The 15,929-nt window shown below is 64.4% G+C and carries 7 protein-coding genes; 2 read left to right on the top strand and 5 right to left on the bottom strand.

Annotation, left to right across the window (positions count from 1 at the left end):
• Positions 1–87: 87 nt before the first annotated feature.
• Complete coding sequence (locus ACMGF8_RS08155) at positions 88–1,215, top strand: sensor histidine kinase (RefSeq protein ID WP_102862957.1); 1,128 nt, start codon at positions 88–90, stop codon at positions 1,213–1,215.
• Between the two features lie 188 nt (positions 1,216–1,403).
• Here the strand turns inward: ACMGF8_RS08155 and ACMGF8_RS08150 are convergent, their stop codons facing one another.
• Positions 1,404–1,706 carry a chaperone modulator CbpM gene (locus ACMGF8_RS08150; protein ID WP_102862956.1) on the bottom strand — a complete coding sequence of 101 codons (303 nt, stop codon included), beginning with the start codon at positions 1,704–1,706 and terminating at the stop codon, positions 1,404–1,406.
• Positions 1,707–1,729: 23 nt separating this feature from the next.
• Positions 1,730–2,668, bottom strand: coding sequence for a DnaJ C-terminal domain-containing protein (locus ACMGF8_RS08145; protein WP_102863062.1), 939 nt, complete (start codon positions 2,666–2,668; stop codon positions 1,730–1,732).
• A gap of 297 nt (positions 2,669–2,965) precedes the next feature.
• Here ACMGF8_RS08145 and ACMGF8_RS08140 point away from each other — a divergent pair, with 297 nt between their 5' ends.
• Entirely contained in the window at positions 2,966–4,231 is a 1,266-nt protein-coding gene (locus tag ACMGF8_RS08140) for an Hsp70 family protein (protein ID WP_102862955.1), read from the top strand.
• 66 nt (positions 4,232–4,297) lie between these two features.
• On the opposite strand, the gene ACMGF8_RS08135 is transcribed toward ACMGF8_RS08140, so the two are convergent.
• From ACMGF8_RS08135 to ACMGF8_RS08125, 3 genes are all read right to left on the bottom strand, one after another.
• Positions 4,298–5,308 carry an AI-2E family transporter gene (locus ACMGF8_RS08135; protein ID WP_102862954.1) on the bottom strand — a complete coding sequence of 337 codons (1,011 nt, stop codon included), beginning with the start codon at positions 5,306–5,308 and terminating at the stop codon, positions 4,298–4,300.
• Between the two features lie 125 nt (positions 5,309–5,433).
• Positions 5,434–6,291, bottom strand: a complete 858-nt coding sequence (locus tag ACMGF8_RS08130; RefSeq protein ID WP_207166995.1) for a hypothetical protein — start codon at positions 6,289–6,291, stop codon at positions 5,434–5,436.
• Positions 6,288–15,923, bottom strand: coding sequence for a hemagglutinin repeat-containing protein (locus ACMGF8_RS08125; RefSeq protein ID WP_207166994.1), 9,636 nt, complete (start codon positions 15,921–15,923; stop codon positions 6,288–6,290). Before ACMGF8_RS08125 ends, ACMGF8_RS08130 begins: the two co-directional genes overlap by 4 nt.
• Between the last annotated feature and the right edge of the window lie 6 nt (positions 15,924–15,929).

Raw genomic sequence — 15,929 nt, 5'->3', positions numbered from 1 at the left:
CACTGGGCAGGCACGATGTTGAAGCCGTGGATAAGGCGCTAAGATGCGTGTCGGTTTTCCACTCTCTGCCCAATAAGGTGCCCGGCTATGCGCCTGTCCGATTTCATCGTGCAGCACGTTGATCGAATCGTTGATGAATGGGAACAATTTGCCAGGACCCTGGCCGCGGACACTCTGACACGCAGCGACCTGCGGGATCACGCCACCTCGATCCTGCTGGCGGCCGCCCGGGACATGCGCATCACCCAGAGCCCGGGTGAACAGCTGGCCAAGGCCAGGGGCGAAGGCCCGGAGAAATCCCCGAGCCTGGATGCGGCCGCCGCCAGCCATGGCGAACTGCGCCATCACGTGGGTTTCGATCTGGTGCAGATGACGTCCGAGTTCCGCCACCTGCGGGCCTGTGTGATCCGTCTGTGGGTCGCCAGCCTGGTAACCCCGGACCTGGAACACCTGCAGGACATGATCCGTTTCAACGAGGCCATCGACGAAGCCCTGGCCGAGTCCACCTGCGCCTATGCCGAGCAGGTCAGCCGCTCACGGGACATCTTCCTGGCGATTCTCGGCCACGACCTGCGGGCACCGTTGCAGGCGGTGAGCATGTCCACCGAGATGCTGGCGCGCAAAGTGCCGCTGGATGGCGACGCCCAGGCCTTTGTCTCACGCATCAAGACCGGCACCCGACACATGGGCGCCATGGTCAGCGATTTGCTGGAGTTCGTCCGCAGTCGCCTGGGCAACGGCCTGCCCATCGACCCCGCGCCCATGGACCTGGCCAGCGCCGCCAAGGCCGCCATGGACGAAGCCTGCGCCGGACAGCCCGATTGCACGCCGTTACTGAGCTTCGAAGGTGACAGCCATGGCATCTGGGACCGGGGACGTATCGAACAGATGCTGCAGAACCTGATCGGCAACGCCCTGCAGCACGGCAGCAACCGCCGTACCGTGACCGTGACCATTACCGGCGGTGCGGAACAGGTGCTGTTGACCGTGCACAATTACGGCACGCCGATTCCCAAGGAAGCCCTGGGCACCCTGTTCGATCCTTTGGTGCGCAGTGCCGATGAGGAACTGGGCAGCACCAGCACCAGCCTTGGCCTGGGGTTGTTCATCGTCAAGGAAGTGGTGACCGCGCACCAAGGCAGCATCGAGGTCAGCTCCAACGAAAGCGACGGCACCACCTTCACCGTCACCCTGCCGCGGGTCTCCCGCGCCTGAGGCACGCTATAACTGCTGCTGCCCTCTGTAGCCGCTGCTGAGCGCCAGCGAAGCTGCGAACGAGGACGCAGTCCTCGCAACCTGCTTTTCCTGACACGCCGCAGCTGCCTGTTTTTACGGCCGCTGCGCGCCCGGTCGCAGCCTCGCTGGCGCTCGGCAGCGGCTACAGGCCGTCAGGCCATGGGACATCAGTCCAGCAGCAGGCGGCCCAGGCGCTGCTTGAGCATCTGGTTCTCCGCCCGCAGTTGCCGCACCTCGTCCAGCAGGTCCAACGCCAGGGCGACGCCCTCCCACTCCAGGTCCAGGTCGCGGCGCAACTTCGCCGCGCGCTTGGCCAGGGCCAGTTCGACATCATTGAAGCGCCAGTCCTTGGGCGCCGTCCCCTGAGGTTCGAGGATGCCGTGTTCGACGATTTCGATCACGTAGGCCGCCGACAGGTCGGCCACTTCACAGAACTCTTCCATGTCCAGCTGAACGATCAGGGTGCTCATGATCAGCGCCTCCTAGTGTCGAATCAGAAATTTTCCCGGGGGTCGAACGCCGCCTTCTTCGCCAGTTCCTGCCACAACGCCTTGACGTCGTCGCCGGTGTGCTTGGGCATCACCGCCTTGAGCTGGACGAACAGGTAGCCACGCTGGCCGGCCTTGTTCAGCAGACCGTGCCCCTTGGCGCGCATGCGCTGGCCGTTCTGGCTGCCGGCCGGGACCTTGAGATTGATCTTGCCGGTCAGGGTCGGGACCGCTACCTCGGTGCCCAACGCCAGCTCCCAAGGGGCCAGCGGCAGGGTGATGATCAGGTTTTCACCTTCGACATCGAATTTCGGATGGGGCGCAAAACGAATGGTCAGGTACAGGTCGCCATTGGCCCCGCCGCCCACGCCCGGCGCGCCCTGGCCCTTGAGGCGGATGCGCTCGCCGTCAGTGACCCCGGCCGGAATCTTCACGTTCAGGCTTTTGCTGGTGTTGCTGACGTGCTGCCCGTTGGCGTTGTATTGCGGCACCTGGAAGCTGATCTTCTTCGACTCGTTCGACAGGGTTTCTTCAAGAAAGATCGGCAGTTCCATTTCCACATCCTGTCCACGACGACCGCTGCTGCGGCGCTGCTCCGGGCCGCCGAATCCTGGCCCCCGGTTGCCAAAGATCGAACTGAAGAAGTCCGAGAAGTCCCCACCGTCACCGCCACCAAAGCCGCCACGGCTCTGCCAGCCCGGTGGCCCCTGGAACGGCTGGCCGTGCTGGCCGTACTTGCGCAGGTCGTCGTACTCGGCGCGCTTGTCGGCGCTTTTCAGCGCTTCATAGGCTTCCGAGGCATCCTTGAACTTGGCCTCGGCATCCTTTTCCTTACTGACGTCGGGGTGGTATTTGCGCGCCAGCTTGCGATAGGCGGCCTTGATCGCCTTGTCGTCCGCCGTCGGCTCCACGCCGAGAATCTTGTAATAGTCTTTGAAGTCCATCGAGGGAATCACCATCCGTTATCAAAGTCGCGCGGCGTGCAGCACAGCATGCTCGGTCTGGCAGCATGAGAATTGATCAATCTCAATCCTCTGACTGAACGGCGCATCAGAAGTTTATCGGCAGCCGCGGGCGGATCTTGTGATCCCTGGTGGCTGCTCGGCCCATGCCTGCAAGTTTGGGGGTCAAGGATAGTCTTTCAAGGCACGACAGGGGGTGATTTAGCAGATAGTCGGCCTTTGCAACGCGCGAGGACTGGCGTACGCTTCGCGGCCGTTTTTTTCACCGGATCCAAAGACATGAACAACGCCACCCCGGCCCGTGCCTGCGGCATTGACTTCGGTACCTCCAACTCCACCGTCGGCTGGCTGCGCCCCGGCGAGGAGACGCTGATCGCCCTGGAGGACGACAAGATCACCCTGCCTTCGGTGGTGTTCTTCAATATCGAGGAGCGCCGTCCGGTGTACGGCCGCCTGGCGTTGCACGAATACCTGGAAGGCTACGAAGGCCGGCTGATGCGCTCGCTGAAGAGCCTGCTGGGCTCCAAGCTGATCAAGCACGACACCAGCGTGCTAGGCACCGCGATGCCGTTCAAGGACCTCTTGGGGCTGTTCATCGGCCAGTTGAAAAGCCGCGCCGAAGCCACCGCCGGTCGGGAATTCGAGCAAGTGGTACTGGGCCGCCCGGTGTTCTTCGTCGATGACGATGCCGCCGCCGACCAGGAAGCCGAAGACACCCTGGTGGAAGTGGCGCGCAAGATCGGCTTCAAGGAAGTGTCCTTCCAGTACGAACCCATCGCCGCGGCCTTCGACTACGAATCCACCATCGAACGCGAAGAGCTGGTACTGATCGTCGACATCGGCGGTGGTACTTCGGACTTTTCCCTGGTGCGCCTGTCCCCCGAGCGCCGTGGCGTCGACAACCGTCACGACGACATCCTCGCCACTGGCGGCGTGCACGTCGGCGGTACCGACTTCGACAAGCAACTGAGCCTGCAGGGCGTGATGCCGCTGTTCGGTTACGGCAGCCGGATGAAGAGCGGCGCCTACATGCCCACCAGCCACCACATGAACCTGGCGACCTGGCACACCATCAACTCGGTGTATTCGCAAAAGTCCCAGCTGGCCTTGGGCAGCATGCGCTACGACATCGAGGACACCGGCGGCATCGACCGTCTGTTCAAGCTGATCGAACAGCGCGCCGGGCACTGGCTGGCCATGGAAGTGGAAGAAACCAAGATCCAGCTGACCCACGCCGAGAACCGCCTGGTGGCCCTGGACCGCATCGAGCGCGACCTCAGCGTCGACCTGAGCCGGGCCCTGTTCGAATCCTCCATCGACGGTTTGCTGGAGCGCATCCGCACCAGCGTCACCCAACTGCTGAGCGATGCCAATGTTGGTGTGGCCCAGGTCGACACGGTGTTCTTCACCGGCGGTTCCAGCGGTATTCCGGCGCTGCGCCAGAGCGTGGCGGCCATGCTGCCCAACGCCCGGCATGTGGAAGGCAATATCTTCGGCAGCATCGGCAGCGGTCTGGCCATCGAAGCCAAGAAGCGCTACGGCTGAAACCGCCTCGCCGGCCAGCCGGCTCCTACAGACCGTTGTAGGAGCCGGCTGGCCGGCGACCTAGATTCACACCAGTCCCGCCAGCTTCAACTCGCTCTTCAAGTACGCGTAATAGATCGGCCCCGCCACCACCCCGGGCAGGCCGAAGGCGGCCTCGAACACCAGCATCGCCAGAAGCAGTTCCCAGGACTTGGCACTGATCTGCCCGCCGACAATCCGCGCGTTGAGGAAGTATTCCAGCTTGTGGATAAAGATCAGGTAGCCCAGCGCCGCTACCGCCACCCAGATCGACAGCGACAGACCGACGATGGTGATCAGGGTGTTGGAGATCAGGTTGCCGATCACCGGCAGCAGGCCCAGCAGGAAGGTCAGCACGATCAGGGTCTTGGTCAGCGGCAGCTTGACCCCGAACAGCGGCAGGATCAGCGCCAGGAAGATCCCGGTGAAGAAGGTGTTGAGCAGGGAGATCTTGATCTGGGCGAAGACGATGTTGCGAAACGCCTGGACCAGCAAGTGCAGGCGGTCGAACAGCGCCGCTGCCAGGGGCTTGCGTTTGGTCAGGTCGGGGATGCGCTGCAAGGCGATGATCGCCCCCAGGACCATGCCGATCAGCAAGGTCACGAACATGTGCGCCGCGTCCTTGCCTACCAGCTGCAACTCGCTCAAGTGCTTGCTGGCCCAGGCGCCGATGGCCGCCTGGAACTCCGCGGCGCTGGCCGGCAGGTAGGCGTCGAGGAACGGCGGCAACTGGCCGCGGGCCTTGTCCACCACCACCATGAACTTGCCCAGCGAAGCCCCGGGGTTCTCCGCTTCATGCAACAGGAAGCTGATGGCCCCGGCGAACAGCAGGGTCAGCAGACTGACCACCAGCGTGCCCAGCAGGGCCACCGCCAGCCAGCGCGCGCGCCGGCCCTCGATCAGCCGCTGCAATTGCGGGGTGAGCATGTTGACCAGCTCGAACACCAAGAGACCGGCCAGCAGGCTGGGCAACAGACGCATGGGCAAGGCCAGCAACAGGCCACCGAAGATGATGATCCAACTGATGAACAACAGATGACGCTGTGAAAACGCTGGCATAAAGCCTCAAGACAAACAGCGGGAAAAGACCGGCAGTCTGCCAGCCTTCACCCCGGAGGAATAGTGGCAGGCGCCCCAAGGGCATGGGCTTACATGGGTACTTGAGTCTTGTGACAGGCGAAGGTTCAGTCGCTTTTGGCCTGGGGCAGCGGGGCTGAAAGGTCGGGCAGCGGCACGTTGTAACCGCAGTAGTGCAGGTGTGTCAGGGTCAGGCGCTTGTCGGGGTAGTCATCGCCCCATCTCAGGTTCTGGTCGTAGCGCGATTTGACATGGGCACAGAACCCTTGAAGATCGGCCCGGGCCTTGGCCAGCAGCGGTGCCGGCAATGGGTTGATCTTCAGGCTCTGGAAGAACGGCAGGATGAACACCTGATCCAGGTCGTAGCCCTTGCCTCCCAAGGGCAGGCGCTGGCCGGCATGCACGTAGAACGGCTGCTGCAGGCCGCTCTCCTGCTCCCAGCACCAGTACTTGACCTTGTCTTCGAGAATGCCCACTGCGGTCCCTTCCCAGCGCTCGTAGGCGCGCAGGCATTGATAGCCCTGCACAGTCACCCACTGCAGGCTGCTGGGCTTGACTCCGCTATGGGAGGGCAACGCCTGCCTGGCCAGCAGATCGTCCAGAAAGGCCTGGCGGGGATACAGCAGCCCATCCGCGCGACCATCGAGAAAGCTGTTGACCCGCATGTACAGTGCCGCAGCCGTCACCTCGGTAGTGCCGTAGGAGAAGGTTCCGGAGGTGCCGACCGACAGCGCGTCACGGCCCTTTTCATAATCAAAGCCGCCGGTGACAGTGCCACACGGCGCATGCCGATAAGGCTCGGGCAGGTCGAAGGAGTAACGCTGCATCAGGGTGACCCGCTTCGCCCCCTCCTGGCACAGCATGCGGGAATCCAGACGAGCATTTTCATAGACCAGGGGTGGGCCGCCGCACGCCGGCAGCACCCCACAGGTCAGAACGATCAGCGCTATCTGTGCAGCCTTCATTGCGAGCCCAGTAATTTGTCGTTGCCGTGCTGATCGATCAAGGTCGGGACGATGTACTTGTTGCTGTTCTTGAAGGTCTCTTGCAACCCGCTGCTGGCTCCGCCACAAATGTCCTTGGCCACACACAAGTAGTTGGAGTGAGGACTGTCCGCGGCCAACAGCTTGCCTGACGTAGCCGCGGCCCCGAAGAATCGGGCAACCGTATCGGACGAGTGCCACGCATTGCGCCCCAGCAAGTCGGACACCGTATCGGTCACCGGCAACGTATTGAAGAACATGCTCGAGGTCGGCCGGTTGACCTGGAAGAACGCCCCTTCACTGATGTCGAACCCGGCATTCTTGGCCGCCTGGAAGAAGTCCGTCGAAGCGACGGGCGCGCCCGACAGCTGGATGCTACCCGCATTGCCATTGGCATTGAAGTTGAGTCCGGCAATGGCCCGGTACGTCAGCAAGCCGCCCTGGCTGTGGCCGAATACATCCAGCTTGTTGCCCTGGTCGAGCCCGGCGCCGAGGAAATCATTGAGCTGCCGGGCGTTCCCTGAACGCACGGCACCGCCGAGCATCACATCCCACAAGGACTCCACCAGGTCACCCAGGAAGCCATGCTCAGGGTTATAGGCCTGGATGAAGCTGTCCTTGCCGGTCTGCATGCCGCCGTTGACCAGCGCCGCATCCAGAGAGTTCTGGATCCCGTTGGTGAACACCGCTGCGTTACCGTCGGGTGTCAGCAAGTTCTGCAAACTGTTGCGTGTGGCGTCCACATCCAGGACCGGCTTGCCCGATTCCGGGTCGATAAAGACTTTTCCATTGGCATCCTTTTTGTACTCCATCTGCACACGATAGAAGCTCATGTCCCCCGTGAGCAGCGCCGGGACTTGGGTAACCACGCCACCATGACTGACGACGCCGGGTATTACGCCGCCGGTGTAGAAGGCCGACTCGTCCATGGCTTTCTGCAGGAAGCCCGGTATCCAGGCCAAAGGCGCCAACGCCGGGTTGTCGGCCAGGGCCTTGTCCGCGGCCTGGGTCAGATCGCCGTACTGGGTGAACGCTGCGGACGCATTCTTGCCATAGTCCTTGATCCCCTGAGCCCATTGATTGAGGGTCTGCAACGGATGGCTCACCGCGTCCAGGGACGACTGGGACACATACAGATCGGTACGCTTTTCCTTGTCCTTGGTGATCTCGTAGGCCCGTGACGGATCACGGTTCAGGCCCGCCGTGGAGTCGGCGCCGGTCTTGGCGTCGTTGCGCACGGTGATGGTGCCCGCGCCCACTGTGGCCCGGACCTCTTGCTCACGCTCCTTGCGGTAGTCATAGCCGCTGACACTCCAGCCCGAAGCCCCGGTCTTGCCCTTGCCTTCCTGGCTCTTGTCATTGGTGAAGGCCACCTCCTTGCCACCGGTGGACTTGGCGCCGTCGCCGCCGCCCCAGCCAAAGGTGCCGCCCGCGTTGACGTAGTAGCTGTGCTCCTTGTCCTGGCCGGAGATATCGCGGAAGCCCAGGGTGCCGGTGTCCAGCTTGAGGTTGCCGTTGTCGGCGGCGACCAGCGCGCCATCGAGCTGGGTGTGCTTCTCGGTGCGGATGTCGACACCGTTCTTGCCGGTGATGCTGGTCTGCTCCTGGACCCAGTTGGTCTTGCCGGTGGTCTTGCCCACGCCCAGGGAACCGCTGACGCTGCCACCGCCGCCCAGGCCGATGCTCACGGTGACGCTGGCATCCAGTTCCTTGCCGCTGACCTTGCCGGTATCCGGCACCGAGGACACGGTCAGGTCACCGCCCACCCGGCCGATGACCTCTCCGCCGCGCAGGGTGGCGCCGGCAATGGTGGTGTCCTTGCCGCTGCTGAAACGCAACTGGTCGCCGGCCACCAGGTTGGCGTTCTGTTGCCGCTGGTTGTCCCGGTCCAGTTGGCCCTTGCCCATGTCGACGCTGGCATAGACCGAGATGAAGTCCTTGCCACCCACCGCCAGGCCCACTTCGCCTCCGCCGCTGTGACGGCTGGACTCGCTGCTGGAATCGTTCTGCGCAGCGCGGATGGTCAGGTCGTTGCCGGCCCCCAGGTCGATATCCCGCCCGGCCTGGACCTGGGTTCCGATCAGGGTCAGGTTGTTGCGCGCCTCAAGGCTGACGTCGCGCCCGGCGAGGAACACCGACGGGGTGTTGGTGCCCTGGCTCATCTGCTCGCTGGCCACACCGTTGCTGCCACCGATACCGGCACGGGCACTGCCGCCGCCGCTCTGGCCGTTGATCCCGCCCTGGCTGCGGGCGCTCTTGCTCTCTTCGGAAATCGAGCCGCGGGCCACATCCACATTGATGTCGCGCCCCACCAGGGTGATGTCGCGCCCGGCGTCGAACTGACCGCCACGAATGTTGATGTCATTGCCGGCCACGGCGCTGATGTCCCGTCCGGCACCGAGGCTGGCAGGGCTGTTGCTGTGCACTTCCTGGCGCGAGCTGCTGGACTGGCTGGCCGTGCCGAAGTGGGTCGCGGTGGTCGGGCCCGAGGTGAACTGGTTGATCGCATCCACGGTGCTCAGCACGCTGGAGGCCTTGCTGGTGTTGTCCTCGCCTTTGCCGGTGCCCTTGATCGCATCCATGGTGTTGCCGTAGTTGTGGCTGACGTTGACCGTCAGGCCATTGCGATCACGGCTCTTGCTGCGTTCCTCGATCGAGGTTTGCTTGCCGGCATCGATGCTGATATCGCGCCTGGCCTGCAGGTTGATATCGCGCTCGGCATCCACCCGCGAGCCTTCCAGGGTCAGGTCACGCCCGGCCTTGATGGTTGCATCCTGCCCGGCCAGCAACTGGCTCGGCGCCACTGTCTGCTCGGCATTGCGCGACTTCTGCTTGAGGGCTTCGCTGCCCAGGAACGCGGTGACGCCGTTGCGATCGCTCTCCAGGGACAGCCCCACATGCTTCTCGGATTTCCAGTTGCTCTGGTCCGAACTGTTGCTGCCAGCCAGCACGTTGACGTCGCGGCCCGCCCCCACATTGAGGTTGCGCTCGGCCGCCGCCGTGCTGCCGATCATGTTGACGTCGCGGGCCGCCTGCAGGGTGGTGTCACGCCCGCCGCTGACCACGCTGCCAACGCTCTGGGACTGGGTGTTTTCCTGCCCCGACTTCTTCGCCGAGGCAATCGAAGTGAAGCTGCCGGAACTGGAAAGCCCCACCTTGCTCTTGTACTTCTCGCTCTGGCTGCTGGAGGTGTTGGCTGCATCCATCAGGTTGATGTCGCCGTTCTTGTCGATCAGCCCGGCGCGCACTTCGGCATCGCGCTTGGCCTCGATGGAGCTGGCCGAAAGGTTGACGTTGTTCCCGGAGATCACCACCGCGTCATTGCCGGCACTCAGCTCGCTGCCCACCTGGGTGGTGCTGCTGGAGGTGCGGCTGTTGCCGCTCTTGCTCAAGCCGAAGCTGCCTTTCTTTTTCTGGCTGTAGGCGCTGTCCTGCTGCTCCTGGGCCGAGACCAGGCTGACGTCCCGGGTGGCACCCACCAGCAGGTCGTTGCCGGCCTTGAGCTGGCTGCCGACCACGGTGACGTCGCGCCCGCCGTTGAGGCTGATGCGGCCGTCCTGGTCCTGGCTGACGTTGACCATCAGGTCGTGCCCGGCGCTGATCTCGGAGGCCACGTTGGTGGTCGAGGAGTCGGCGCTCTGGGTGGTCTTGCTCTTGCCCCAGGAACCTTTCTTCTTCTGGTAGGAGGTCGAGGACTGCTCGTCCTGGGCCGAGGCGATGACGATGTCGCGCTTGGCGTTGAGGGACAGGTCATGGCCGGCATCAACCTTGCTCGCCACCACCGCCAGGTCGCGCCCGGCATTGAGTTGCAGGTTGCCGCCGGTGGTCACGCTGGAGCCCAGGGTCTGCACTGTGTCGTGGGTCACCAGGCCGCGACGGATCGCGCTCTGGGTGAAGGTATGGTCCTGCACCGCCAGTAAATCGATGTCACGACCAGCGCTGAGCTTGGCATCCCCGGCGCTGGCGAGCTGGCCGAGGTTGCTCAGGTCGCGACCGGCGCTGAGGTCGAGCTGCTGGCGCGCGGTGATCTGGCTGCCCTGGTCAAGGATGGTGCGACTGCCCGAGCCGTAGCCGACGGCCACCGCGGTGCGGTCGTTGATGATGTCGCCCTTGATCGAGGTGACGCTGACCTGGTTGCCGCGGATCTCCCCGGCCAGGGCGTTGCGCACGCTGTCCTGGGCCATCAGGCTGACCCGCTCGTTGGCTTCGATCAGGCCACCCTGGTACAGGCTGCCGCCGGCATTCACGCTCAGGTCGTTGCTGGCCCGCAGGGTGCCAACGTTGCTCAGGTCGCCACCGGCGATCAGGGTCATGTCGCGCCCCTGCACCAGGCTGCCGCCGCGCAGGTTGCGGGTTTCCGCCTGGGCCAGGTACAGCACCGGCACCAGCACCTTCTCGCCCTGCACTTCGCGGGTTTCCATCCACACGATGTCGTGGGTCAGCGAGGCCACCTGGGCCGGGGTCAGGGACACGCCGACGCTGAGCTGCAACTGGTCCTTGGAAGCGATGGCGTTGTCCATCAAATAGCGATACTGGTCGTAATCACTGGTCAGCCCTGCCGCGAGGAAGCGCTGCCCGGTCTGGGCCAGCACCGCATCGCGGATCAAGCGGGTTTCATACAGGCCGTCGCCCAGGCGGCGCCAGGTCTGGTCGGTGTTGTAGTTGAGGTGGCCGAGCATGTAGTCCGAACTCATGAAGCGCGACAGGTCGGTGAAGGTCGGGTTGGTCTCGATCAGGTAGCGGCCCTGGGGATTCTGGCTCTTGACGAACAGGCCGTACTCGCCCTGGGGTACGCGGAAACTCGACAGAGAGGTCGGGTCCACGGCAGCGAACGGTACGCCGGAGAAGTCCACCGGCACGAAGCTGACTTGGGTGGTGCCGTCAGCGGCGACCTTTTCGATGCGCTGCACATCCTTGGCCACCTGATTGGCAGCGGCGGAGCTTTGCGCGTTGACTGTAATGACCTGGCCGCCCACCTGGGTCAGGTTGTTCTGTAACGTCTGCCCGGTGAGCTGGGCGCGGCTCTGTTCGGTCTGCACGCCGTTCTCGATAGTGCCGCTGACCTGCAGGTGCAGGCGCTGGCCGGCCTGCAAGGTGGAAGCGTAGGCAGTCTGGGTGCCCGGAGTGATCACCGTGTGGCTGGCGGGTTCGTAGATCGGGTACTGGGTCACCTCTGTCGGCAACGGGTCCTGCTGGCCCGGCGCGCGATTGGCGTTGGCAGCGTTCCAGGCGAGGGTCGCCCGCTCCGCGGCGCGGAACGCGCCCTGGGAAACCCCATGCAGGAAATAGCTGATGCTGTCGACCCGCTTGTCCAGGGTCAGGCCGCGGTTGTAGAGATTGTTGGCCGTAATGGAAACATCACGGTTGGCGGCGATCAGGCTCTGGTCGTTCTCCACTGTGTCGGCATTGATGGTCAGGTCACGGTTGGACACCAGGCGGGCACCGGCGGAGTGCTCGCCCATGGTGCCTTCATAGGTGGTGTTAACGATGTAAGTGGCGGTGTGGTGATCGCCGGAACAGTCGGTGCAATTGATCACGATGTTGCGCTGGGTGATGGTTTCGCCGACCTGGTACTTGTCCATGGCGTTTTGCAGCAACGCCACGTTGAGGTTCATGTCGCCCTCGCTTTCGATGGTCCCGGAGCGGTTGCTCAGCAGGGCCGCGCGGCCACCGTCGAGGGCGGCAAAACTGAGGTTGCCGGCGCTGTAGAGATCGCCATAACTGTTGCTCAGAGTATTGCCCCGCAGGAGCATGTCGCCGCCGCTGTAGATCAGGGTGTCGGCCGAGGTGGTGATGCCGTTGCCGGAGCGCAGTTGCATCTGCCCCAGGGCCCCGAGGGTGCCGCGGTTGTTGATCTGCGCCGCGGACACATAGAGATTCTGGCTGGCGATCAGGCGCCCCAGGTTGTCCAGGGTGCCGCGCAGGTTCAGTTCGCTGTCGCCGCCACTGGCGATGCGACCGCCGTACTGGTTGAGGTCGCCGGCCCCCACCGTGAGCTTGCCCCGGGACGACAGCAGGCCGCTGTTGTTCAGGTTGCCCCCCAGGTCCAGGGTCAGGTAACCGTCACTGGCCAGCTCCCCGGCGTTGTTCAGGGTCGCCGCGCCCACTCGCAGGCCGCTGGCGCTGGCGATGCGGTCGCCGGCACTCAGGTTGAGGTCGCCCCCGGTGCTCAGGTCCAGCGTACCGTTGAGTTGCATCAGACCGCTGCGATCCACCGCAGCCACATCCCAGTCGCCATGGCCCAGGCCGGTGATCCGTCCCTGGAAGCCGGACAGCGCCCCCAGGTCCAGTTTGAACAAGCCGCCGCCGGCGTGCTCGATGCTGCCGCCGATGTTGTTCAGCTGCCCGGCATTCAGGGCAAAGGCGCTGGAGCCCAGGGCCAGGGTGCCGCCCTGGTTGTTCAGCACGCCGCCCAGGGTGATACGGCTTTGCTCGCCAGCCAGCGCCCGTACCCGGCCCCCGGCGCTATTGTCCAGGTTGCCGCCCACCAGCAGCAGTGAGCTGCCCGACTCCACCAGCCCGCCCTGGTTGTAGAGGTTGGCCGCCACGTTCAAGTCCAACTGCCGGGCGCTGACTTCGCCGCCAAAGCGGTTGTCCAGGGTCTGCCCGGTGCTGCTGAGCAGGCCATTGGCGTAGAGCTTGCCCGCCTGGTTGGTGAGGCGATCGACCACCAGCTTGAGCGCTCCGGCCTGGCTGCTGATCAGTCCGGCCTTGCCGTTCAGGGCACTGTTATCCACAGCCCCGGCAGTGACTCCCAGGGTCGCGCCCTGCAGGGTGCCTCCACGGTTGTCCAGAGTGCCTTGGCCCAGCGCCACTTCGCCGTGGCCGTCCTTGACCAGGATCATCCCTTGGGCGTTGTTCAGGCCGCCGGCCACCAGGTTCAAACCGTCGCTGCCGGCCAGCAGTTGTCCCTGGCGGTTATCCAGGGCTGAACCCGCAACCTCCAGGCGCTTGCCCTTGAGGGTGCCGCCCTGGTTGTCCAATTGCCCGCCCTGGGTCACCCGCAGCGCCTGTTCACCGGCGTCGATGACCCCGGCGTTGTTGTTCAGTGTGCCGTGGTTGAGCTTCAGATCCAGCGCCCCCTGACTGGCCACCACCGCGCCCTTGGCGCTGTTGTCGAGGCCGGAGGTATCAAGCCCGACACTGCGGCCCAGCAGCACACCGCCACTGTTGTTCAGTTGACCGCCGTTGATCTGCAGGTGCCCGTCGCTTTGCAGGCGCCCCTGGCTGTTGAGCAGTTGCCCCGGTGCCGCGCCGTCAGCCGTCAAGGTCAACTGCAGGCCATCGCTGCCGGCCGCCAGCAGGCCCGACGCCTGGTTGTCCAGACGCTGGGTGCTGACGGTCAACTGATCACCGGCCAATTGCCCACCACGGTTATCCAGCAGGCCGGTGTTGGTCAGCAGCAAGTGATTGCCCACCACCACACCGCCCTGGTTGTTCAGGCTGCCCGAGACGATCTGCACGTCACCGGTCTTGGCCTGCAGGTGGCCCAGGGCATTGTTCAGGTGCTGTTTGACCGTCAGCGTGAGCTTGCCGGTCTCGGCGCTCAACACCCCGGCCTGGTTCTGGCTGAGGCTGTCGAGGTTGGCGCTCAGCACGTCGGCGATGACCTGGCCCTGGTTGTTCGCCAGGTCCCGGGCGTCCAGCAGCAGGTTGTCCTTGCCCTGCAGCAGGCCGCCCTGGTTGTCGATGTCCGCGGTGTGCAGCTCCAGCGCGTCGGCGGTGAGGGTGCCGCCCTGGTTGCCGAGCTTGCCGCTGCTGTTGAGGGTCAGTTGCGGGGCGATCAGGGTACCGCCGCGGTTGTCCACACTGCCGGCCTTGAGGTTCAGCAGCGAAGTGGCCTGCAACTTGCCATCGGCATTGACCAGGTCCTGATCGAGGTTCACTTGCAGTGCGCCCTTCTCGGCGCTGACCAGGCCCTTCTGGCTGTTGTCCAGGCGCTTGCCGGTCACCTTGATCTGGTCGGCCAGCAGCTTGCCGCCCTGATTGAGCAACTCCCCACCCTGGGTTTCCAGCAGGGTCTGGGCCTGGAGCCGGCCGCCATTGTTGTTCAACTGCTCGCTGACCTTGAACGTGGCGCTGCCCTGGCTGGCCCCGATCAGGCCCTGCTGGTTGTCCAGCCGCTGGGCGCTGATCGCAACCTGGTCGGCGACCATCGAACCCTTCTGGTTACTGACCTCACGGGCGTTGAGGGTCAGGTCGGCACCCGCCACTTCCAGGCGTCCGCCGTTGTTGTTCAGGCTGTCGAGGGTCAGGGTTGCCGCCTGCCGATCGCCAAAGCGGATCAGGCCTTCCAGGTTGGCAATGGCCGGGGTGGTGAGCACCAGCTCATTGTGCGCCAGCACTCGGGCCTGCCCGCCCTGGTTGACCAGGCGTGCGGCCTTGACCTCGACCTTGGGCCCCTGGATCACACCGTTCTGGTTGCTCAGGGTCTGCCGCGCGGTCAGTTGCAGAGAGCGGCTGGCCAGCACATCGCCGCGGTTTTCCAGGTTGTCGGCGTTCAGCTTGACCACGCCTTGATCGTTGCGGCTGTTGTCGCTGTTGACCCCGGCCTCGATGATGCCGTGGTTGACCAGTTGCCCGGCGTCCACCACCCGCACCTGATCCCGGGCCGCCAGACTGGTGCCCACCTCGATCTGCTCCTTGGCCTGCAGGGTCGCTTCGGTCCCGGCATAGGCCTTGCCCTTGAGGTCGATGCTCTGGGCCTTGATCGCGATCGCCTGGTTGGCGCCCATGCCGGCCACCGTGACCTTGCCGTTGGCGTCGATCTGGATGTCACCGGTGCTGGCCGCCATCTCCCCCGACATGTTCACACCCACGCCCTTCTCCGTGCCCACCAGACGGATGGCCCCGGCGTACATGCCTCCCAGGGCCGCACTGTCGATGGCCAGTTCCGGCTTGGCACTGGCATCGGCGTCCCGGGCGGTGACGCTCAGGTCATCGGCCTTGACGTCGTTGCGCCCGGTGATGACGTTGAGGTTCTTGGCATACAGGTTGGCGTTGAGCTTGGTGCTGCGGGTGATCAGGTCGAACTGATCGATATTGCTGGCGTTGAGGCCGGCACCTTCAATGCTGATATCGCCGCCATCGACCTGGAAGCGATCGAGCTTCTGACCCTCGATAATCGGCTTGCCGGTGGTCAGGGTGGCGCGCGGGGTGTTGATGAAGCCGCAACCGTTGCAGGTAATGCCATGGGGGTTGGCGACGATCACCCGGGCAGCCTGTCCGGCCACCTCGGTGTACCCCGCCAGCTTGCTGCGGTTGCTGCCGGTGACTTCGTTGAGGATGACCTGCGCCGCCTGCCCCTTGAGGTTGGGGTTGCCGATGATGTAGCCGCCCAGCTGGGTGCTCTGGGTCGAGCCGGTGGCGTTGTTGAGGATCAGGCCGTTACTGCCGACGTTGTATTCGCTGAACTTGTTGTGGGACAAGCCGCTGCCATTGGCCGCATTGATGTTGACGATGGGGACGCCGTTGCCCGCCGCGCCGATGGTGGCATTGCCCCCGGCGGCCGGGTCCAGGACCAGGCCGGCGGCGACGCTGACGATCGGATTGAGAAACAGGATCCCCGACAACGACAGGGCAATGCATTGGGCAAAGGGCTTGCGTACGTCCATATACGA

Source organism: Pseudomonas sp. BNK-7 (assembly GCF_048072025.1).
Lineage (GTDB): Bacteria > Pseudomonadota > Gammaproteobacteria > Pseudomonadales > Pseudomonadaceae > Aquipseudomonas > Aquipseudomonas danubii.
This window is presented reverse-complemented; position numbering and strand designations above follow the sequence as displayed.